At 42.0% G+C, this 22,597-nt stretch carries 18 protein-coding genes, 3 tRNA genes, 3 rRNA genes, 1 other RNA gene and 1 other annotated feature; of the genes, 5 read left to right on the top strand and 20 right to left on the bottom strand.

Translation table 11 applies throughout. The annotated features are described in order from the left end of the window. Positions 1–11: 11 nt before the first annotated feature. From darA to LS684_RS00190, 3 genes are all read right to left on the bottom strand, one after another. Complete coding sequence (darA, locus tag LS684_RS00200; protein ID WP_233808951.1) at positions 12–341, bottom strand: cyclic di-AMP receptor DarA; 330 nt, start codon at positions 339–341, stop codon at positions 12–14. A gap of 108 nt (positions 342–449) precedes the next feature. Further along, on the bottom strand, positions 450–1,082 hold the full coding sequence (tmk, locus tag LS684_RS00195) for a dTMP kinase (RefSeq protein ID WP_233808949.1): 633 nt from the start codon (positions 1,080–1,082) through the stop codon (positions 450–452). Between the two features lie 24 nt (positions 1,083–1,106). Continuing rightward, the gene (locus tag LS684_RS00190) at positions 1,107–2,543 is read right to left on the bottom strand and encodes an aminotransferase class I/II-fold pyridoxal phosphate-dependent enzyme (protein ID WP_233808948.1); all 1,437 of its coding nucleotides are present in this window, start codon (positions 2,541–2,543) and stop codon (positions 1,107–1,109) included. A gap of 266 nt (positions 2,544–2,809) precedes the next feature. On the opposite strand from LS684_RS00190, the gene LS684_RS00185 reads away from it, so the two are divergent. Next, complete coding sequence (locus LS684_RS00185) at positions 2,810–3,013, top strand: sigma factor G inhibitor Gin (protein ID WP_233808947.1); 204 nt, start codon at positions 2,810–2,812, stop codon at positions 3,011–3,013. A 248-nt stretch (positions 3,014–3,261) separates the two neighbouring features. On the opposite strand, the gene rrf is transcribed toward LS684_RS00185, so the two are convergent. The 12 genes from rrf to tadA form a co-directional block, all read right to left on the bottom strand. Beyond that, positions 3,262–3,378: ribosomal RNA gene (gene rrf / locus LS684_RS00180) — 5S ribosomal RNA — on the bottom strand. 138 nt (positions 3,379–3,516) lie between these two features. Then, positions 3,517–6,449, bottom strand: a 23S ribosomal RNA gene (locus tag LS684_RS00175). A gap of 404 nt (positions 6,450–6,853) precedes the next feature. Then, positions 6,854–6,929: transfer RNA gene (locus LS684_RS00170), tRNA-Ala, on the bottom strand. An 8-nt stretch (positions 6,930–6,937) separates the two neighbouring features. Further along, positions 6,938–7,014, bottom strand: a tRNA-Ile gene (locus tag LS684_RS00165). Between the two features lie 89 nt (positions 7,015–7,103). Further along, positions 7,104–8,654: ribosomal RNA gene (locus LS684_RS00160) — 16S ribosomal RNA — on the bottom strand. Together the 16S, 23S and 5S rRNA genes with 2 tRNA genes alongside form the textbook arrangement of a ribosomal RNA operon. A gap of 634 nt (positions 8,655–9,288) precedes the next feature. Next, positions 9,289–9,552 carry a pro-sigmaK processing inhibitor BofA family protein gene (locus LS684_RS00155; protein ID WP_233808946.1) on the bottom strand — a complete coding sequence of 88 codons (264 nt, stop codon included), beginning with the start codon at positions 9,550–9,552 and terminating at the stop codon, positions 9,289–9,291. Between the two features lie 84 nt (positions 9,553–9,636). Further along, entirely contained in the window at positions 9,637–9,861 is a 225-nt protein-coding gene (locus LS684_RS00150; protein WP_233808945.1) for a YaaL family protein, read from the bottom strand. 17 nt (positions 9,862–9,878) lie between these two features. Then, positions 9,879–10,475, bottom strand: a complete 597-nt coding sequence (recR, locus tag LS684_RS00145) for a recombination mediator RecR (RefSeq protein ID WP_233808944.1) — start codon at positions 10,473–10,475, stop codon at positions 9,879–9,881. A gap of 12 nt (positions 10,476–10,487) precedes the next feature. After that, the gene (locus LS684_RS00140) at positions 10,488–10,808 is read right to left on the bottom strand and encodes a YbaB/EbfC family nucleoid-associated protein (protein ID WP_233808943.1); all 321 of its coding nucleotides are present in this window, start codon (positions 10,806–10,808) and stop codon (positions 10,488–10,490) included. 18 nt (positions 10,809–10,826) lie between these two features. Further along, the gene (gene dnaX, locus LS684_RS00135; protein WP_233808942.1) at positions 10,827–12,527 is read right to left on the bottom strand and encodes a DNA polymerase III subunit gamma/tau; all 1,701 of its coding nucleotides are present in this window, start codon (positions 12,525–12,527) and stop codon (positions 10,827–10,829) included. 208 nt (positions 12,528–12,735) lie between these two features. Continuing rightward, positions 12,736–13,000: signal recognition particle sRNA large type (gene ffs / locus LS684_RS00130), an RNA gene on the bottom strand. Between the two features lie 80 nt (positions 13,001–13,080). Then, positions 13,081–13,602: a tRNA adenosine(34) deaminase TadA gene (tadA, locus tag LS684_RS00125; RefSeq protein ID WP_432418812.1), complete on the bottom strand. Its 522-nt coding sequence runs from the start codon at positions 13,600–13,602 to the stop codon at positions 13,081–13,083. 167 nt (positions 13,603–13,769) lie between these two features. On the opposite strand from tadA, the gene LS684_RS00120 reads away from it, so the two are divergent. From LS684_RS00120 to LS684_RS00105, 4 genes are all read left to right on the top strand, one after another. Continuing rightward, positions 13,770–14,300, top strand: a complete 531-nt coding sequence (locus LS684_RS00120) for a cysteine hydrolase family protein (RefSeq protein WP_432418811.1) — start codon at positions 13,770–13,772, stop codon at positions 14,298–14,300. Between the two features lie 97 nt (positions 14,301–14,397). Continuing rightward, positions 14,398–15,684 (top strand): glycosyl hydrolase family 18 protein, encoded by a 1,287-nt coding sequence (locus LS684_RS00115; RefSeq protein WP_233808936.1) that lies wholly within the window; start codon positions 14,398–14,400, stop codon positions 15,682–15,684. A 487-nt stretch (positions 15,685–16,171) separates the two neighbouring features. After that, positions 16,172–16,825: a deoxynucleoside kinase gene (locus LS684_RS00110; RefSeq protein ID WP_233808934.1), complete on the top strand. Its 654-nt coding sequence runs from the start codon at positions 16,172–16,174 to the stop codon at positions 16,823–16,825. Beyond that, positions 16,809–17,477 (top strand): deoxynucleoside kinase, encoded by a 669-nt coding sequence (locus LS684_RS00105; protein ID WP_233808932.1) that lies wholly within the window; start codon positions 16,809–16,811, stop codon positions 17,475–17,477. The genes LS684_RS00110 and LS684_RS00105 overlap by 17 nt, the downstream gene beginning before the upstream one ends. A gap of 185 nt (positions 17,478–17,662) precedes the next feature. Here LS684_RS00105 and LS684_RS00100 read toward each other — a convergent pair. The 5 genes from LS684_RS00100 to LS684_RS00080 form a co-directional block, all read right to left on the bottom strand. Continuing rightward, positions 17,663–17,755, bottom strand: a tRNA-Ser gene (locus LS684_RS00100). A 97-nt stretch (positions 17,756–17,852) separates the two neighbouring features. After that, on the bottom strand, positions 17,853–19,130 hold the full coding sequence (serS, locus tag LS684_RS00095) for a serine--tRNA ligase (protein WP_233808930.1): 1,278 nt from the start codon (positions 19,128–19,130) through the stop codon (positions 17,853–17,855). Positions 19,131–19,215: 85 nt separating this feature from the next. Then, positions 19,216–19,438, bottom strand: a binding site (T-box leader). Positions 19,439–19,501: 63 nt separating this feature from the next. Then, positions 19,502–20,083 (bottom strand): pyridoxal 5'-phosphate synthase glutaminase subunit PdxT, encoded by a 582-nt coding sequence (gene pdxT, locus LS684_RS00090; protein ID WP_233808928.1) that lies wholly within the window; start codon positions 20,081–20,083, stop codon positions 19,502–19,504. 9 nt (positions 20,084–20,092) lie between these two features. Then, on the bottom strand, positions 20,093–20,977 hold the full coding sequence (gene pdxS / locus LS684_RS00085) for a pyridoxal 5'-phosphate synthase lyase subunit PdxS (protein WP_233811501.1): 885 nt from the start codon (positions 20,975–20,977) through the stop codon (positions 20,093–20,095). 170 nt (positions 20,978–21,147) lie between these two features. Continuing rightward, positions 21,148–22,515 (bottom strand): D-alanyl-D-alanine carboxypeptidase family protein, encoded by a 1,368-nt coding sequence (locus LS684_RS00080; RefSeq protein ID WP_233808926.1) that lies wholly within the window; start codon positions 22,513–22,515, stop codon positions 21,148–21,150. Positions 22,516–22,597: the final 82 nt, after the last annotated feature.

The raw sequence follows: 22,597 nt of genomic DNA, 5'->3' as shown, positions 1-22,597 counted from the left end.
TTAACCTCATTTTAGAATTGATGAAACTGATCTACTGGTAGAACGAATACGGTAGCTCCACCGACTTCAACTTCAACAGGATATGGAACATAAGAATCCGCATTCCCTCCCATTGGGGAAACGGGTGCGACCATTTGCTCTCGCGATTGACAGTTGTCCTTAATAATTTGCAAACACTTATCAACTCGGATGTCTTCCGTTCCAACCATAAATGTCGTGTTTCCAGATTTCAAGAATCCACCTGTACTAGCCATCTTTGTGGCACGAAAATTATGATCTAACAATGCATTTAAAAGTCGATTACTGTCCTGGTCTTGAATTACTGCTAAAATAAGCTTCATATTCCACTACCCCTTTCACTATTCTCTACCGATTGGTCTTTTCATTTATTATAACAGCTATTTTCATTTGAAACAGAGGTTTCAAATGGATCACAGTTGGAAATTTCATTATGCTTGGATAAATTCCTTAATTCTACGAAGTGCTACTTCATAGACAACATCTAATGACGGGGATGCATCAATAAGAAAGATACGATTGGGAAACTTGTTCATTAATATATAGTAGCCTTCTCTCACTTTATGATGGAAATCTAGATTTTCTAAATCTAACCGATTAATCTCCCTTCCTTTGTTTTTTTGAATACGCGAAAAACCTACTTCCGGTTCTAAATCAAAATACAGGGTTAGATTCGGCATCATATCTGCTACAGCAAATTGATTAATTGAGAATACCTCATCTATTCCTAATCCCCTCGCATACCCTTGGTACGCTAAAGAACTATCGATAAAACGATCGCACAACACAATTGCTCCTTGCTCAAGTGCAGGTCGTACTTTTTCAACCAAATGTTGCCTTCTTGCAGCCGCATAAAGAAGGGCTTCTGTTCGGGAATCCATGCTCGTATGGCTTGGATCCAAAATCACCTTTCGAATTTTCTCCGCTATTTCAATCCCACCAGGCTCTCTCGTTTGCATAATAGGAAATCCTTCTTCTGCAAGCTCCTTTGCTAATCGTTCAATAAGCGTTGTTTTACCTGCTCCTTCTGGGCCTTCTATCGTAATAAATAATCCATGCTTCATCGTAAACCTCCAGGTGCTATTTTCTTATATATATACGGTAATATTCCCTTGCTTCAAACCAGCTCCACCTTGAAACCTTGCTCCTTTTTCAAGCAAATATACAAGGTGAACTACTGCTGCCTCTGTAATCTCTTCTCCTGGAAAAAGAAGAGGAATTCCAGGTGGATATGGGGTAATTAATTCTCCAGAGATAAGTCCTACGGCTTCTGAAATTGGTACGGATCTCTTCTCTCTTGATTTTTGCTCCTCAAAGCCGACAGCTAATTGACTAACTGCTGGCTGAAGCTTCCGAATCTCAAGTCTCTTATCCGTCTGGCCTTCAGGCAGCTTGCTACAAGCACGACTAATACTTGATACAATTTCATTAAATGGAAAGTCCACATTTGCTTTTAGAAAAGGGAGAACGAGCAGTACATTATTAGGGTCTGCTAATTCGGTGAATACCCCTTCTTTTTCGAAAAGTTGCTGTAATTCAAACCCACTCACAGATGTCGTGGATTGAATAGTCAGCTTCAGGGGATCCACACGTTGAATAGGACCTTCTAACACACGTATTCCCATTATCCTATTAAGCTTACTCTTAAGCTGAAGAAATCGCTGGTTTAGATCATCCAGGTCTCGATCTGTTATTTGACTTAAATACCTTCTAGCCACATCAAGTGAGGCCATGATCGGATATGAAGGACTACTTGATTGTAATATTCGTAAATAACGGGTGAGTTTTTCTAATGACACAAACTGACTATTAAAATGAAGAAAAGATCCCATTGTCATAGCAGGCAATGTTTTATGGGCTGATTGAACAATCACATCTGCACCTAATTCCGTAGCAGATTCAGGAAATATTCCCCCGCTTATAAAATGGGCTCCATGTGCTTCATCGACTAATACTGGTATACCAAATCGGTGAGCTAATTCGATTATCCCCCTCAGATCAAACACCATTCCATAATAGTTCGGATAAGTTAGGATAATTGCCTTTGCTTTTGGAAACGATTCGATTGCTTCCTTAACAGTCTCTAAAGTAACACCTCCAGCTACTTTCCAGTCTGGATCATATACTGGTTCAACAAAAAGAGGATCTGCCTTTGCTAATTGGATACCATTCAAAATCGACTTATGACAATTCCGCTGGACTATTACTTCATCCCCTTCTTCTAGGGTAGCCATGATCATTGCTAAGTTTCCAACGGTTGACCCATTTATTAAGAAGAAGCTATTCTCTACTCCATACAGATTTGCCAGTAGCTCCTCTGCCTCAAGAATTACACTCTCAGGAGAATGGAGATCATCTAGTAATGTTAGTTCCGTAACATCGGTTTGTAAAATATCGCCAAAGAGCTCTTTGTATTCTGACGGAAAGTTCATTCCATTTTTGTGTCCAGGGACATGTAAAGATATGGTTTTCATGTCTCGATGCTGTTTTAATACATCATATAAAGGAGTCCTTAATTGGTCCATGTACTATTCCTCATTATTTTTATCTAGTATCTCATTTATTTTACCAACTCTTTAGGCTGAACACCATAAAGCATCATAATTCATCGTGATAAAAGAGCTACCGAAAAAAAGAATAAGCCATAGCGAAATTATTTCGGTTAGACATACACCCAAACGAAAATTCTTTCATAGAATATAAATCAAGTAATCTCTTTTGAGTTGAATTTTCATAATTTTGCATACAATCATAGAAACTTGGGCAGAATAGGTGTATGGAGGTGGAGCAAATGGGTTTGCTATTAACTGAAAATCATCTGGGGGAAACGTGTGTCGTATGCGAGCAGACTAAATATAAAGGGATTCATCTATACACTTCTTTTATCTGCTTGGACTGTGAAAAAGAACTAATTACAACAGATACAAGCAATCCAAAATATAAATATTTTTTAAATCAACTACGAAAAATTAATACACCTGAGATTTATTCTTGAGTCTACACTTTTAGCTCCCTATGGTGGAGCTTTATTTATTTTTCGGAATTGATTAAGTAGTGAGCAGGTGTCACTCGCTTTTTGAGGATACCCACTCCTATTCAACGAGGGTTTGCTCCAGTTTCACATATACTCGCCCAGTAGAGGCCTCCTACCGCTCGTTATGGGGCGTTCTATCGACGAATGACCTCATTCATTATTTGATTCTTAACACGAAAAAAGCAGCTCAGATTGAGCTGCTTTTTGTTGCCTGGCGACGTCCTACTCTCACAAGGGGACAGCCCCTAACTACCATCGGCGCTGAGAAACTTAACTTCCGTGTTCGGCATGGGAACGGGTGTGACCTTCTCGCCTTCATCACCAGACTATTTTAATTTGAGGTTTGTTCCCTCAAAACTAGATAATGTATAGAAGAAAGAATTACGGTAATGCCATTGAATTGACTAGTCCAGCTACGGCTCCTACCTTCTATCGAAGTTGTACAGTCGCCTTCGCTTTCTTATTTGGTTAAGTCCTCGATCGATTAGTATCAGTCAGCTCCACATGTCACCATGCTTCCACCTCTGACCTATCAACCTGATCATCTTTCAGGGATCTTACTAGCTTGCGCTATGGGAAATCTCATCTTGAGGGGGGCTTCATGCTTAGATGCTTTCAGCACTTATCCCTTCCGCACATAGCTACCCAGCGATGCCTTTGGCAAGACAACTGGTACACCAGCGGTGCGTCCATCCCGGTCCTCTCGTACTAAGGACAGCTCCTCTCAAATTTCCTACGCCCACGACGGATAGGGACCGAACTGTCTCACGACGTTCTGAACCCAGCTCGCGTACCGCTTTAATGGGCGAACAGCCCAACCCTTGGGACCGACTACAGCCCCAGGATGCGATGAGCCGACATCGAGGTGCCAAACCTCCCCGTCGATGTGGACTCTTGGGGGAGATAAGCCTGTTATCCCCGGGGTAGCTTTTATCCGTTGAGCGATGGCCCTTCCATGCGGAACCACCGGATCACTAAGCCCGACTTTCGTCCCTGCTCGACTTGTAGGTCTCGCAGTCAAGCTCCCTTGTGCCTTTACACTCTACGAATGATTTCCAACCATTCTGAGGGAACCTTTGGGCGCCTCCGTTACTCTTTAGGAGGCGACCGCCCCAGTCAAACTGCCCACCTGACACTGTCTCCCGCCCCGATCAGGGGCGTGGGTTAGAATTTCAATACAGCCAGGGTAGTATCCCACCAATGCCTCCACCGAAGCTGGCGCTCCGGCTTCCAAGGCTCCTACCTATCCTGTACAAGCTGTACCAAAATTCAATATCAGGCTACAGTAAAGCTCCACGGGGTCTTTCCGTCCTGTCGCGGGTAACCTGCATCTTCACAGGTACTATAATTTCACCGAGTCTCTCGTTGAGACAGTGCCCAGATCGTTACGCCTTTCGTGCGGGTCGGAACTTACCCGACAAGGAATTTCGCTACCTTAGGACCGTTATAGTTACGGCCGCCGTTTACTGGGGCTTCGATTCAGAGCTTCGCTTACGCTAACCCCTCCTCTTAACCTTCCAGCACCGGGCAGGCGTCAGCCCCTATACTTCGCCTTGCGGCTTTGCAGAGACCTGTGTTTTTGCTAAACAGTCGCCTGGGCCTATTCACTGCGGCTTTTCAGGGCTATTCACCCTAAAAAGCACCCCTTCTCCCGAAGTTACGGGGTCATTTTGCCGAGTTCCTTAACGAGAGTTCTCTCGCTCACCTTAGGATTCTCTCCTCGCCTACCTGTGTCGGTTTGCGGTACGGGCACCTTTTTCCTCGCTAGAGGCTTTTCTTGGCAGTGTGGAATCAGGAACTTCGGTACTTTATTTCCCTCGCCATCACAGCTCCGCCTTATGGTAACGGGATTTGCCTCGTTACCGGCCTAACTGCTTGGACGCGCATATCCAACAGCGCGCTTACCCTATCCTCCTGCGTCCCCCCATTGCTCAAACGGAAAAGAGGTGGTACAGGAATATCAACCTGTTGTCCATCGCCTACGCTTTTCAGCCTCGGCTTAGGTCCCGACTAACCCTGAGCGGACGAGCCTTCCTCAGGAAACCTTAGGCATTCGGTGGATGGGATTCTCACCCATCTTTCGCTACTCATACCGGCATTCTCACTTCTAAGCGCTCCACCAGTCCTTGCGGTCTAGCTTCAACGCCCTTAGAACGCTCTCCTACCACTGACATCGTAGATGTCAATCCACAGCTTCGGTGATACGTTTAGCCCCGGTACATTTTCGGCGCGGAGTCACTCGACCAGTGAGCTATTACGCACTCTTTAAATGGTGGCTGCTTCTAAGCCAACATCCTGGTTGTCTAAGCAACTCCACATCCTTTTCCACTTAACGTATACTTTGGGACCTTAGCTGGTGGTCTGGGCTGTTTCCCTTTCGACTACGGATCTTATCACTCGCAGTCTGACTCCCATGGATAAGTCTTTGGCATTCGGAGTTTATCTGAATTCGGTAACCCGATGGGGGCCCCTAGTCCAAACAGTGCTCTACCTCCAAGACTCTTACTACATGAGGCTAGCCCTAAAGCTATTTCGGAGAGAACCAGCTATCTCCAAGTTCGATTGGAATTTCTCCGCTACCCACACCTCATCCCCGCACTTTTCAACGTGCGTGGGTTCGGGCCTCCATCCAGTGTTACCTGGACTTCACCCTGGACATGGGTAGATCACCTGGTTTCGGGTCTACGACCACATACTCATTCGCCCTATTCAGACTCGCTTTCGCTACGGCTCCGTCTATCCAACTTAACCTTGCATGTAATCGTAACTCGCCGGTTCATTCTACAAAAGGCACGCTATCACCCATTAACGGGCTCTAACTACTTGTAGGCACACGGTTTCAGGATCTTTTTCACTCCCCTTCCGGGGTGCTTTTCACCTTTCCCTCACGGTACTGGTTCACTATCGGTCACTAGGGAGTATTTAGCCTTGGGAGATGGTCCTCCCAGCTTCCGACGGGATTTCACGTGTCCCGCCGTACTCAGGATCCACTCAAGAGGGAACGAAGTTTCAACTACAGGGTTGTTACCTTCTCTGACCAGCCTTTCCAGGCTTGTTCGTTTACTCCGTTCCTTTGTAACTCCGTATAGAGTGTCCTACAACCCCAAGAGGCAAGCCTCTTGGTTTGGGCTAATCCCGTTTCGCTCGCCGCTACTCAGGGAATCGCATTTGCTTTCTCTTCCTCCGGGTACTTAGATGTTTCAGTTCCCCGGGTCTGCCTTCCATATCCTATGTATTCAGATAAGGATTCCATCCCATTACGGATAGAGGGTTTCCCCATTCGGAAATCTCCGGATCAAAGCTTACTTACAGCTCCCCGAAGCATATCGGTGTTAGTACCGTCCTTCATCGGCTCCTAGTGCCAAGGCATTCACCGTGCGCCCTTTCTAACTTAACCTATAAGCTTTCAATACACATCGCATCTCTTCGTCAGCTTCCTTCGCTCCGCTCCTCATGTACGTAAGTACATTCCGGTGCTCACTCAGTTGCTTCCTCGACCTGCTCGTGTCTTGAAACCTTCTAATTTCTTGTTTAGAGAAAATCTTAAGATTGGCGATTACTCGGTAATTCTTTATTGTCTAGCTTCGGCTCCTAACTTCTCGGTCGTTTCGATCCGCCCTCACAAATCCAAAAACAGGATTTGCATGGTCAGCTCTCCGACGGACAGGGCGTCCTAGTGTCGACGTTGCCACAGGATGTGGCGCTTTTAGTCGACCAACGTCTGTCGAAGTTGAACAGTCGCCTACGCCTTTCAATTTGGTTTCTTCTATATTTCATTATCTAGTTTTCAAGGAACAAGTTTGGTGGAGCCTAGCGGGATCGAACCGCTGACCTCCTGCGTGCAAGGCAGGCGCTCTCCCAGCTGAGCTAAGGCCCCGTTATGAATGGTGGGCCTAAATGGACTCGAACCATCGACCTCACGCTTATCAGGCGTGCGCTCTAACCAGCTGAGCTATAGGCCCACATAACAGAATATTTCTATTAAATTGAAAGATTGCTCTCTCAAAACTAAACGAACCATAAGCGTCAACTTTCATGTAAATATCCTTAGAAAGGAGGTGATCCAGCCGCACCTTCCGATACGGCTACCTTGTTACGACTTCACCCCAATCATCTGTCCCACCTTAGGCGGCTGGCTCCAAAAGGTTACCCCACCGACTTCGGGTGTTACAAACTCTCGTGGTGTGACGGGCGGTGTGTACAAGGCCCGGGAACGTATTCACCGCGGCATGCTGATCCGCGATTACTAGCGATTCCGGCTTCATGCAGGCGAGTTGCAGCCTGCAATCCGAACTGAGAATGGTTTTATGGGATTGGCTAAACCTCGCGGTCTTGCAGCCCTTTGTACCATCCATTGTAGCACGTGTGTAGCCCAGGTCATAAGGGGCATGATGATTTGACGTCATCCCCACCTTCCTCCGGTTTGTCACCGGCAGTCACCTTAGAGTGCCCAACTGAATGCTGGCAACTAAGATCAAGGGTTGCGCTCGTTGCGGGACTTAACCCAACATCTCACGACACGAGCTGACGACAACCATGCACCACCTGTCATCCTGTCCCCCGAAGGGGAACGCCCTATCTCTAGGGTTGTCAGGAGATGTCAAGACCTGGTAAGGTTCTTCGCGTTGCTTCGAATTAAACCACATGCTCCACCGCTTGTGCGGGCCCCCGTCAATTCCTTTGAGTTTCAGTCTTGCGACCGTACTCCCCAGGCGGAGTGCTTAATGCGTTAGCTGCAGCACTAAAGGGCGGAAACCCTCTAACACTTAGCACTCATCGTTTACGGCGTGGACTACCAGGGTATCTAATCCTGTTCGCTCCCCACGCTTTCGCGCCTCAGCGTCAGTTACAGACCAGAGAGTCGCCTTCGCCACTGGTGTTCCTCCACATCTCTACGCATTTCACCGCTACACGTGGAATTCCACTCTCCTCTTCTGCACTCAAGTTCCCCAGTTTCCAATGACCCTCCACGGTTGAGCCGTGGGCTTTCACATCAGACTTAAGGAACCGCCTGCGCGCGCTTTACGCCCAATAATTCCGGACAACGCTTGCCACCTACGTATTACCGCGGCTGCTGGCACGTAGTTAGCCGTGGCTTTCTGGTTAGGTACCGTCAAGGTACCGCCCTATTCGAACGGTACTTGTTCTTCCCTAACAACAGAGTTTTACGATCCGAAAACCTTCATCACTCACGCGGCGTTGCTCCGTCAGACTTTCGTCCATTGCGGAAGATTCCCTACTGCTGCCTCCCGTAGGAGTCTGGGCCGTGTCTCAGTCCCAGTGTGGCCGATCACCCTCTCAGGTCGGCTACGCATCGTTGCCTTGGTGAGCCGTTACCTCACCAACTAGCTAATGCGCCGCGGGCCCATCTATAAGTGATAGCCGAAGCCATCTTTCAGAATCCTAACATGTGTTAGGAGCCATTATCCGGTATTAGCCCCGGTTTCCCGGAGTTATCCCAGTCTTATAGGCAGGTTGCCCACGTGTTACTCACCCGTCCGCCGCTAATCTTTAAAAGCAAGCTTTTAAAGATCCGCTCGACTTGCATGTATTAGGCACGCCGCCAGCGTTCGTCCTGAGCCAGGATCAAACTCTCCATAAAAGAGTATTGATTAGCTCAATAGTTAAAACAAATTAAAACGTTGACGTTATGGTTCGTTTAGTTTTCAAAGAACAATCATCGTCGCCGAGAAGCGACCTTATTAATATAACACGTTGTCTCTACCGAGTCAATAGTTATTTTAACTTTTTGTTTTTCTGTTATTGTCTCAATGCGACAACGAAAATAATCATAACACCTATTTATTATACCGTCAACATAATTTTAATATTTTATATGATTTTATTGATAATTATATATTTCCTTCATATTAATAGATTAAAAACACCAGTTTTCTAATAAATAACCCTAACCGACACTATATGAGTCTATAGTCATATCAGGAAATGCTTGTGATACAACGTTAAGATATATGAGATATTCTATTTCCCTTTTAAAGGCACACTTTCTTGCTACGCTACCTATTCTAGGTACTAACATTGAAAACTGAACAAAAGCTCAGTGCGCCCTTTGTCAGGCTAAAGCAAGTAAGACAGTCTAGAATAGAAGGCGTTCTTCTCCTTCTATTCTAAATTAGCTTGTGACCGGGAGGGCTGACGTCGAATGGTTATCAACAAATGATCAATTTCATACTTTCTTAAGCAATAAAAAGGAACCTACAATACGGTTCCTTTTCTCATATGATCCAAGTTTGTATGGCTACTAAAGCAAATAAGCCAGGTATTCCAAGAAAGCCAGATACAGCAGAAGTGATAAGATTAATCGGTACATGAATGCCAAATTGATTTCCAAAAGCATTTAAGAAGAATAAAAATAGTGCACCAATTAGAACCTTAATCATTCCTTGTCCTACAAACCGGAGTGGTTTAAAGGGGGTACCGACTAGTAATAGTACTAATATGAGACCGCCCAATATCGAAATAATTGTAATTGGTTCCAAAGAAAAACCTCCCTTTAGACAACTTGTACTACTATGACTGTATGACAAGTAGATACAAATTAGAACGAAAGAGAGGACGTGCTTTTAATTATATTTTTTTATGGAGGTATTTCTTAATTTCGCTTCTTTAAATAGAAAGAAATATTTCGCCTCAGCTACTTTCGCTTGAGTAACAACTTCCTCAGAAGGATCAAAGCTTTTTTCAACAAGTGTCTTCTGGTTAGACCAATCCTTTTTTAACCCATCTAACTGGTCTAATAGCAACTCATCAAATTCTTTTCGAAGCCAACCTTTTTTCCGAAATAACATGATATTGTCCTCCGCTGTTAAACTTCTCTTCTGCCTTCAAGTGCTTTCGAAAGTGTTACCTCATCAGCATATTCAAGGTCTCCACCAACTGGTAATCCATGTGCGATCCGTGTAATGCGAATGCCAGATGGCTTTAATAGGCGTGAAATATACATAGCTGTTGCTTCACCTTCAATGTTAGGATTAGTTGCCAAAATAACTTCTTCGACCGTTTCATCTTGTAATCTTTTGAGAAGATCAGGAATGTTTATATCTTCAGGACCTATTCCATCCATTGGAGAAATGCAACCATGAAGGACATGATATAGACCATTGAATTCCTTCATCTTCTCCATGGCAATAACATCCTTTGGATCTTGTACAACACAAATAACTGTTCGATCCCTGCGCTGGTCTTCACAAATGTAGCAAGGATCTTGATCTGTAATGTGTCCGCATACAGAGCAATAGGTTAAATTCCGTTTGGCATTTACTAATGCTTTTGCGAAATCTAAGACTGTATCTTCTTTCATACTTAATACAAAAAAAGCCAGACGAGCGGCCGTTTTTGGGCCGATACCTGGCAATTTCATAAAGCTATCAATTAGCTTTGATATCGGTTCAGGATAATGCATATCGATTCCCTCCTAGAACATTCCTGGAAGGTTCATTCCTTTAGTGAATTGTCCCATTGTTTGATTTGTTAGTTCATCTGCCTTTTTAAGAGCATCGTTAGTAGCAGCTAACACAAGATCTTGTAACATTTCTACATCTTCAGGATCTACTACTTCTTCTTTAATTGTTACTTCTAATACTTCTTTATGTCCACTAACGATGACAGTTACCATACCACCGCCAGCTGTACCCTCAATTCTTTTTTCTCCTAACTCTTCTTGAGCCTCAGCCATTTTCTTTTGCATTTTTTGCATTTGCTTCATCATATTTTGCATATTACCCATTCCACGCATGTGTTGTACCTCCTAATATTATTCTTTAATTTCAATTAAATCTGCACCAAATAGTTTCTTAGCTTCAGCGATAAGCGGTTCTTCCTCTACTTGCATAGCATCAGAATGCGAATCATCTTCCTGCTGATCCTTTAAAAACTCTTGGCGAACTTTCTGCCATGGTTCTTCAGGAATCCCTAATGCTTGAATTCTCTTGCCTAAAAGCTCGTAAAGAACATTTGAAAGGACTTCGAGAAATTTGGCATTCTCCATGGCCATTTGGCAATGGATCTCATATTTAAATTTAATTATAACTGCATTTTCAGATGCCGCTACAGGCTCAGCTTCATTCAGAAGAGCTGCTTGCGAACGCATTTGGTTATTAACGAGAAGGTTTAACATCTCGCCCCATCGACTTTTTAATTGCACTAAGTCTTGCTTAGTTGCATTTTTTAAGATTTCTTTTATTTTCCCCATCGGGACTTGAACGCCTTTTCGTGACGCTCGTGCTGGTTTCTTTTGAGCAGAAACAGAGGGTTGTTCCTCAGACTGAACAGAAATTCCATTCTGCTTAAGCTGCTGTAGCTCTTTTTCTAATTCATTTACTCTATTTAACAAAGTATCTATCTGTGGTAAAGCTTGATGATTCACGTTCTTCTCACTTTGACAAAGCTTTACAATAGCAACCTCTAAGAAAATTCTTGGATGATTCGTCCAACGCATTTCTTGCTGCGCACGATTTAATTCTTCAATTAACTCATAGATGGATTCTGCCCGAATTTCTTTGGCTAATAATTGAAACTCTTCATCCAGCATTACTCGTTCCATTGACTCTTCAAGAGTAGGAGCAGCCTGATACAATAACATATCTCGATAATAAAGAATAAAGTCCTCTACAAATCTAGCAGGATCTTTTCCGTGAAAAAGAAGTTCTTCTAGAGCTTCTAATCCTTCTGCAGCATTCTTTTGTTGAATCGATTTAGCTAACCTGTTTAAAAAACCTTGTGAAACTGACCCTGTTACTGTTAAAGCATCTTCCACTGTTACTCGATCTTGACTAAAGGAAATTGCTTGGTCTAATAAACTTAAGGCGTCACGCATCCCACCCTCTGCCGCTCGAGCGACAATTTGCAATGCATGTTGATCACAATCTACTCCCGTTTCGTCTACAATTAACTTCATGCGGTTTACAATTGCTTTAGCTGTAATTCGCTTAAAATCAAACCTTTGACATCTGGAAATGATGGTCAAAGGAATTTTATGAGGCTCGGTAGTTGCGAGAATAAAGATTACATGCTTCGGTGGTTCCTCAAGGGTTTTTAATAACGCATTGAAAGCTCCAATCGATAACATATGTACTTCGTCTACAATATAGACCTTAAATTTAGATGCATTAGGGGCATATTTCACTTTATCTCTAATATCTCGAATCTCTTCAACCCCATTATTAGAGGCTGCATCAATCTCTATTACATCAGGAATGGATCCATCTGTAATTCCTTTGCAGGTTGGGCACTCATTACACGGCTCCTTAATCGGTGCTCGCTCACAATTAACGGCCTTAGCAAGGATTTTTGCTGCACTCGTTTTCCCTGTCCCTCTAGGCCCAGAGAATAAGTAAGCATGTGATATTTTCTGCTGAAGCAGGGCGTTTTGCAGTGTTTTCGTTACATGCTCCTGACCCACCACATCAATAAATTGCTGAGGTCGCCATACACGATATAAAGCTTGATAACTCATAACACGCCCCCCTTTCATAACATCCTTTATATTATAACGTATCTATTTTCCTTTTTACAAAGTGAAACCTAATTTTTTTCAATTCTTATTGAAATAAACGAACTCATCAACTCGAGATGGTCATCCTTCAATAGAGTGATTTATAGTCGTAATACATAATAAAAAACCCACCTCTGAAATGAGGTGAGTTACCTTCTTAATTTAACTGCCGTGCACCTTCCGTCGACTGACGCCCATAGGCGTTACTTAAGCAGTTGGCTCGGCCCAGGCTACCCTGCGGCACATGAGATGGTCCACTTAATGCTGCTTCCTTCCGGACCTGACATGGTTCATGGATTCTCATTGCACAGGACCCGGGCGTCAACACCACTTACTTAAGGCAGACCCTACAGGAAGCCAGCCTCAGGAAGGGATTCAGCCTCGCTAGAGCGGATTGCGAGTACAGGGCACCGCTACCTCCCCGCCTAGCACGGCAAAGTTGATACCAATTGTTAGGTTGCGTCATGTCCGACGCATTTACAAGTATACTAACTTTCCAAGTAAAATGCAATGCTTAACAACTGTCAATTTTTGTATGGTCATTAACAGCTGTTTTTTGTAGGTTTTTTTCCGCCTTTTTACGAGCTCGGAGTTCTCTGAAAAAGGTTGAAAGCAACTCACCGCATACTGCTCCACTAACACCTGAAACAACTTCACTTTGATGATTAAACCGTTCATCTTGTAGAAGATTCATAAAGGTGCCGGCACACCCACCCTTCGGATCGACCGCACCGTAGACTACCCGTTTAACTCGAGACATGAGAATGGCACCTGAACACATCGGACAGGGCTCTAATGTAACATATAATGTGGTATCCTCTAATCTCCAGGTTCCTAGCTTTTCACATGCTTGCTGTATAACGAGCATTTCCGCATGAGCAACTGCATTTTGCTCTGTCTCCCTTAAATTATGTGCTCTTGCAATAATCTCTCCATTTAAAACAATGACAGCCCCAATTGGGACTTCGCCTAATTTTTCTGCCTTTTTTGCTTCTTTTATCGCTTCCTCCATAAAGTATTCATCTATATTCTCCATCATATCCTCCCCTCAGCTTACTCCTATTCGTGTATTTGTCCCTTATTCTTTCTCAATCAATAAAAGTACCCTTACCTGCAAATCCTACCTATATGTCACTTTCATTTTGGCTATACCCAAGTCTGCTCCACACTGATCTAACTAACATCCCATCATTAAAGGAGGGTATTATGAAAGAAAAGCCCGCATTACTTATAATTGACTTAATTAATCCATTTGATTTTAGCCACGGAAAGCAGCTAGCATCAAAAGCTGACTCCATGATCCAAACAATCAATGGGTTGAGATTAAAATTCTATCTTCGAGACTGGCCGGTTATTTTTATTAATGATCATTATAATCTGTGGCAATACGATTTAACGAAACTAATCTCCTACTGTCAAAATGATATTAGTCATCCTATTTTAAACCAAATCACACCTAATGATCAGGATTATTTTTTAATAAAGCCTAAGCATTCAGCTTTCTTTGACACGGCACTCGATACATTGCTTCGTACTTTACAGGTAAATACCTTGTATCTAGCAGGAGTTGCCGGGAATATATGTGTGCTCTTTACAGCGAACGATGCGTATATGAGAGAATATAACCTATATGTGCCGAGTAATTGCATTGCATCTGTTAGCGATCAAGATAATGAATATGCACTTAAGATGATGAATCAAGTACTAAAAGCGAATATTGAACCGATATCTTAACATTTCATAGCTTATCCACCGTAATATTACGCATAATCCGCCTATTCCCTTCATAGGATGATGGTAGCGCGTCTATTTGTCTCAAGGAGGGAAAGGTATGCAAATCCATGTCGTACAACCCAATCAAAGCTTAACTGGTATCGCACAAGCATATGGTACCACAGTCAATGATCTTGTAGAGGCGAATGAAATTCCAAATCCAAATAATCTCGTGATTGGTCAAACATTAGTCATTCCAATTGTCGGTAGTTTCTATTGGGTGCAGTCTGGTGATAGTTTATATTCAATTGGTCAAAAATTTAATATCCCCTTCCAGCAGCTAGCAGCTATTAACGGCATCTCTATTAACCAACCACTTCAAGTCGGTTTTCGTTTATACATTCCGCCCCGCACTAAAGCAGAAGGCGAGTTTAATGGGTATGTAGAACCACGAGGAAATACAGTGGCTCCTAATCTTGAAGAAAGTGCAAGGGATGCTGCTCCCTATTTAACCTACCTTGCTCCATTTAGCTTTCAGGCACTGAGGGATGGATCCTTAAAAGAGCCGCTTATAAATGATTTCCCAGCGATTGCAAAAGCGAACAATGTCGTGCTCATGATGGTCATTACCAATCAAGAAAATGATCAGTTTAGCGACGAACTCGGTAGAATCCTTTTGAATGACCTAGCCATTCAAGAGAAATTTCTAACGAATATTGTCACCACTGCAAAGAAATACGGCTTTAAGGATATCCATTTTGACTTCGAATACTTACGCCCTGCAGATCGAGAAGCCTATAACAATTTCCTCAGAAAAGCAAAAACCCGCTTTAAGCAAGAAGGCTGGCTTCTTTCAACAGCTCTAGCACCTAAAACAAGCGCTACCCAAAAAGGAAAGTGGTATGAAGGGCATGATTATAAGGTGCATGGGGAAATTGTTGATTTTGTCGTGATTATGACATATGAATGGGGATATAGCGGAGGACCAGCCATGCCCGTTTCTCCGATTGGCCCCGTCCGTGACGTGTTAGAATATGCCATATCAGAAATGCCTCCTTCCAAAATTCTGATGGGCCAAAATTTATATGGATACGATTGGACTCTTCCTTTCAAAGAAGGGACAATCGCAAAAGCCGTAAGCCCTCAGCAAGCTATTCAGCTAGCAGCAGACAATAATGTACCGATTCAATATGACTATAAAGCACAGGCACCCTATTTTAATTACGTCGATGGCGATGGGAAGCGGCATGAAGTTTGGTTCGAGGATGCTCGTTCGATTCAAGCTAAGTTCGATCTCATCAAGGAACTTAACTTACGAGGAATGAGCTATTGGAAGCTAGGACTTTCCTTTCCGCAAAACTGGTTATTAATTGTCGATAACTTCGATGTTGTAAAAAGAGCTTAAAGAAGAAAACTGTATTTTTAACACTATCAGACTATAAAAGCATTTTGAGTTTCCTCTAGTCGTTTTTAATGAAAATAAGTCTCATAGGCGAGGTATATGATAAACAAACTATGATTGGAGTATCCTTAGGGGTCTAAAAAAATGTCCATGCAGGCGATGCTTACGTTTGCTTCCATGAACTTAGATACGGAAAGTTTCTTATAGAGCACAAACTTAGGTTGATTGGAGCGGAAATCATCAGCAAGTTCTCCTCCGAAATTAATAATATAGACAGAAAGCATCGAAGTCTGATGCCTTTTGTCGATAATCTGAAGCTGCACTTAGCAGCTTTTTTCTTTTGTACTTTTTTACAGATGGATTAAATTCCATATCCCCCTCTGCTCATAGTGTGTTAAAATATTTTCTGTGTCATTTTGAAACTTATTGAAAAAAGACTATTTTTCATAACCATAGATAAGAGAGATTCACTTAAGAAGGAGGACAAACTATGGAGGGGACGCCTTTTATTACAGTGGAAGGACCTATAGGGGTTGGTAAAACCTCATTGGCAAAGGCACTTTCAGATCATTTTAATTTTGCTCTTTTAAAGGAAATCGTTGATGAAAATCCATTCCTCGGAAAATTTTACGAAAACATTGAGGAATGGAGTTTTCAAACGGAAATGTTTTTCCTATGTAATCGATATAAACAACTTGGCGATATCAATAAGCATTATATCCAAAAGCAACAACCTGTTGTAGCTGATTATCACATTATTAAAAACCTCATTTTTGCTCAACGAACACTTAATGAAGTTGAATATCAAAAATACCTTCAAATTTATAATGTGTTAACCAAGGATATGCCTAAGCCAAACGTCATTATTTATTTACATGCTAGTTTAGATACTCTTTTAAAACGCATTGAAATGCGTGGTAGAGAGATCGAAAAGAATATTAGCCCACTCTATCTCAAACAGCTATCACTTGACTATGAAACAGCCATTGATGAATTTGAGAAGCAGCACCCTCAAATTCCTGTACTTCGGTTTAATGGAGATAATCTTGATTTCGTTAAAAATCAACAGGATTTATCCTCAATCATAGAAGAATTATCAGCAGTATTTAATAAAGGAGCATATAATCATGAATCTTCGAAATAAATACGGGATTCCTGGCAACTCGGTAATTACGATTGCAGGTACGGTCGGCGTTGGAAAATCAACCATGACAAAGGCATTAGCAAATGCCCTTAGCTTCAGGACATCCTTTGAAAAAGTAGATACAAATCCATATTTAGATAAATTTTATGCAGATTTCAATCGCTGGAGCTTTCATTTACAAATCTACTTCCTTGCAGAAAGGTTTAAGGAACAGAAAAAGATTTTCGAATATGGGGGCGGGTTTATTCAAGATCGCTCCATTTATGAAGATACAGGAATTTTTGCCAAGATGCATTATGAAAAAGGAACCATGTCAAAGGTAGACTATGAAACCTACACAAGCCTATTCGAATCAATGGTGATGACGCCATATTTTCCACACCCAGACCTATTGATCTATTTAGAAGGGTCTATAGAAGATATCCTTTCACGTATTAATGAGCGCGGCCGTCCAATGGAACAGAAGACACCTGTTGCATATTGGGAAGAGATGCACGGACGATATGAAAACTGGATTAATTCGTTTAATGCTTGCCCGGTTCTTCGACTTAATATTAATGAATACGATATATTAGATGACGAATCTACCATCGAACCTATTATTGAGAGAATTTCGAATACGTTAAAGCAAACTCAGTTGCTTAAAAAGTAGACAAAAAAACCTTCTAGCTAGCTAGAAGGTTTTTTTGTCTACTTTTTTCATCAGATCGCGCTCCGCAGCGTAACGTTCAATTCGCTTCTTTTCGGAAAAAAGCATAAAAAATCCATCAAAAAACCCGCTAAGTAAGTAGCGGGTTTTTATGTATCTCCAATATTTATGCGCAATATTAATATAGATGGCGGAGGAAGAGGGATTCGAACCCCCGCGCGGTTTAACCCGCCTGTCGGTTTTCAAGACCGATCCCTTCAGCCGGACTTGGGTATTCCTCCGTATCGACAAGATATAATATATCATCTATTGAATATCATGTCAACAACTTTTATTCGTATTTTTTCGAGCGGGTTTTCACACCCGCTCTGACATGTATTATAGCTGAATGACCTCGCGATTCCCCATATACGGACGTAATACTTCAGGAATCATTACACTACCATCTTCTAGCTGATAGTTCTCTAGGATAGCTGCAACTGTACGTCCAATTGCGAGTCCTGAACCATTTAGTGTGTGAACATATTCTGGTTTCCCTTTTGGGTCGCGACGGAAACGGATATTTGCTCGTCTAGCTTGGAAGCCTTCGAAATTACTGCAAGAAGAGATTTCTCTATACGTATTATAGCTAGGTAACCAAACTTCAATATCGTACTTCTTCGCTGCTGTAAAGCCAAGATCTCCTGTACACATACTCATGACGCGGTAAGGTAAGCCCAATAATTGCAATACTTTTTCAGCATGACCTGTTAATTTCTCTAATTCAGTATATGAATCCTCAGGTCTTACAAATTTCACTAGCTCTACTTTATTAAATTGGTGCTGACGAATTAACCCTCTTGTATCACGTCCAGCAGAGCCGGCTTCAGAACGGAAACAAGCACTAAATGCAGCATAGTTAATCGGAAGCTGTTCCCCTTCAATAATTTCGTCTCTGTGTAAATTGGTTACAGGAACTTCCGCAGTTGGAACAAGGAAATAATCTTCATTTTCAATTAAAAATGCATCCTCTTCGAACTTGGGTAGTTGCCCTGTTCCCGTCATACTAGCGCGATTTACCATGTATGGTGGCAGAATTTCTTTATATTCATGCTCATCTGTATGAAGATCAAGCATGAAATTAAATAGGGCTCTTTCTAATCTTGCTCCTAGCCCTTTATAAAATACAAAGCGGCTTCCAGTCACTTTTCCTGCTCGCTCAAAATCAAGAATATCTAGTTGATCAGCAAGCTCCCAATGTGGCTTCGGCTCAAAATTGAAGCTCTTGATTTCTCCCCATTTTCTAGCTTCTACGTTATCATCTTCTGTTTCACCAACAGGAACACTTTCGTGAGGAATATTAGGAATACTTAATAATAAATGGTCTAATTCTTCTTCCACACTTCTTAGCTCTTCATCTAATCCCTTAATCTGATCGCCTACTTCGCGCATTTCTGTAATTAATGCATCGGCATCTTTCTTCTCACGTTTGAGCTGAGCTACCTGTTGAGATACTTCATTTCTTCTGCTTTTTAGCTTCTCAGCCTCAACAATTAGCTCACGACGTCTTACATCTAAATTTTCAAACTTCCCAAGGTCAGATAAATCTTCTCCTCGGTGATTCAGTTTCTCTTTTACTTCATCAAAATTGGCACGTAACAGCTTTACGTCTAACATAACGTTTCCTCCCAACAATAGTTAAGTACGAGCTTCAACCTCCCCTAGAGTTTCCGCTAAAAAAACAAAAAACTCCCGTCCCCAAAGAAGGGACGAGAGCTACCCGCGTTGCCACCCTAGTTGAAAGCATATAGCTTTCCAGCTTAAAAGGAATAACGGTTTTACCCGAAAGTATTTACTAGCCTATTTCATAGGCGTTCCATACCTTGCTCAAGGATGGATTCATAAGGTTCATACACCAGTTTACACCGACCACTGGCTCTCTTTAGTATGTAGCACTTATTACTATTTCCTCTCACTGCTTTTTCATAATCCATTTGTTATGTCATAATTTACTATAATTATGCTCGTTTGGCAATGACATTATACAATTAATTTTTTTGACTTTGCTCAACCATATCGATAAAGTACTGTGTTAACCGATGATCTTCTGTTAACTCAGGATGAAAGGAGCAGCCAAGAAATTGACCTTCTTTTGCCAAAACGATGCGGTCCTTATGCTTAGCTAGAATCTCTACATTTTCACCCGCACTAACGATATGCGGCGCTCGAATGAAAACTGCATTAAAAGCCCCTTCAATTCCAGCAATATCAAGATCTGCTTCAAAGCTCTCTCGTTGGCGACCAAAGGAATTTCGCTCAACAGTTACATCCATAACTCCAATATGCGGTTCATCATACCCAATAATCGTTTTAGAAAGTAATATCAAACCAGCACAAGTACCGAAAATCGGTTTTCCAGACTGGGCAAACTCTTTTAACACACCCATGAAGTCATATTTATCAATGAGCTTTCTCATTGTTGTACTTTCTCCGCCAGGAAGAATAAGCCCGTCTACTTCCTCTAGCTGTTGTTTCTGCTTAATCACGACTGCCTCTGCTCCACATGCTTCTACAGAGCGTGCATGCTCTCTAACAGCACCTTGCAGTCCTAAGATCCCTATTTTCAGCATGACGACCCCTTACCAGCCACGCTCTTGCATACGTGCTTCTGGTGCTAATGAGGAGATCTCAATCCCTTTCATTGGGGTACCTAGCTCTTTGGAAAGCTCTGCAATTAGTTTGTAGTCTTTGTAATGAGTAGTAGCTTCCACAATCGCTCTAGCAAATTTAGCTGGGTTGTCCGATTTGAAAATACCTGACCCTACGAACACACCATCTGCTCCTAATTCCATCATTAGTGCAGCATCTGCTGGAGTAGCTACCCCACCAGCTGCGAAGTTAACAACTGGAAGACGACCATTTTTCTTGATATCTAATAGAAGTTCAAATGGTGCTCCAAGAAGCTTAGCTTCAGTCATCAGCTCATCTTCATTCATACTTACAACTTTACGCACTTGTGCATTTACTTTGCGCATATGACGAACCGCTTCTACAATGTTTCCTGTTCCTGGCTCACCCTTCGTACGAAGCATAGATGCTCCTTCACCAATACGCCGAGCAGCTTCTCCTAAATCACGGCAACCGCATACGAAAGGAACCGTAAATTCGCTTTTATATAAATGATACTCTTCATCTGCAGGAGTTAATACTTCACTCTCATCAATATAATCTACTCCCATAGCTTCTAAAACACGTGCTTCTACAATATGACCAATACGTGCTTTCGCCATTACAGGAATTGATACCGCATTCATAACTTCTTCTACAATACGAGGATCAGCCATTCTTGCTACTCCACCAGCAGCGCGAATATCTGAAGGTACTCTTTCTAGTGCCATTACTGCTACAGCACCTGCTTCTTCAGCTATTTTAGCTTGTTCTGCATTGACAACGTCCATGATGACGCCACCTTTTTGCATCTCTGCCATACCACGTTTTACACGATCTGTACCTGTCTTCATGATTTATCCCCCTTCATTAATACCATCTACTTTTGATGGAAAAATTATTATATAGAAATATAACAACCATAATAAGGAAATTCAAATTAATTCAATCGGAATTAGTTTAGTTTCCCCTATTGAAAATAAACAATAAAAAGGGACTCCTGTCAAGACAAGAGACCCTACAAAATTTAGAACCAACCTTTTACAGTCGATGATACACTTCCCCAAATATCACCGAAAAATCCACCAATTCCGCGCATCATTAGCACAAACCAATTTGCTTTCTCCACATCGCTAGCAGCTACTACGTCTACTGTCACGCTCTTTTGGCCAGCTGCATTTAAAAATTGGATTGCTTGTTCATCCTTTGATTCAATTGTTAATGTTCCAACCTTATCTCCTTTTTTAATAGGAGCTGTCAGCTCACCATCTTCATTTAGCTTGTCCTTATCAAGCGTCAGTACAGGCTGAAAGTTTTCTTTCTCTCCACCCTGTAGTACTAATGAGATAGAATCTTTCGTCTGAATTTTCACCTGATCTTCTTTTCCTTTAATGACAGGAAGCGATTTATAACCCTTCACTTGATAATCTTTTGAAACAATTTCTTCTTTCGCAAAATTATTAAAAGCATAATCCAGGATCTTTCTCGTTTCGATAAAACGTTCACCTTGAGAGCTTGTATTCATGACAACCGTAATAAACCGTTGATCATTTTTTACAGCAGTCCCTGTAAAGCAATAGCCCGCAAAATCTGTTGAGCCTGTCTTTAATCCATCTACCCCATCATATACAAACTGCTGGTAGTTTGGATAATCCTCTGCAACCTGAGCATACCCTTCAATCATCCAGTTCCAGTTATCCATTAAAAATTCATCTTCTGTTCCTTCAGCAAATTTCTTCTCTGGAATGCTAGATGTTTCTAGGACTTCTGGAAACTCCTTAATTAAATAGTATGCAAGTGTAGCTACATCACGTGCTGACATAACATTTTCTTCTTCCTCACCACCGACTACAGGAAAGTTATGCTTCACTAAGTCGCGGTTATTTAGCCCGGTCGAGTTTACAAATTTATATTTTTGAAAGCCAAGTTCTTTCGCTTTATCATTCATTTGCTGAACAAAATTTGCTTCGGTTCCTGCTACAATTTCTGCAATAGCAATCGTCGCTGCATTGGCAGACTCAATAGCCATTGCCGCATACAGGTCTTCTACTTTATATTTTCCTTCGACACGAAGGTAGACATTACTTAATCCTTCATCATGAGACATTTTAGATAACTCTGGAGAAACTGTGTACTCTTGGTCCCAAGTTACTTTACCTTCTTTTACAGCTTCTAACAGTAGGTACTCTGTCATCATTTTTGTCATACTCGCGATGCCTAATGCCGCTTCGGAGTTTTTCTCATAGAGGATTTTTCCTGTTTCTGCATCTACTAAAATGGCAGCTTTTGCATTCACATCGAATGTATTTGCCTTTGCTGGCACTTGAACAATCCCCATAGCTAAAATAAATACTAATACACAAGCAAAATATTTTTGAAACAAGCTTCTCTTCACTGTTAGCCCTCCAAGTTTTAATGTACACTTTCGTTATTTTAACATAGTTCCAATACGAAGAATAGACAGATAATCTTCCTAC

The sequence above is a fragment of the Cytobacillus spongiae genome (genome assembly GCF_021390075.1).
The sequence above is the reverse complement of the archived record's forward strand: the minus strand, read 5'-3'. Positions and strand labels throughout refer to the sequence as shown.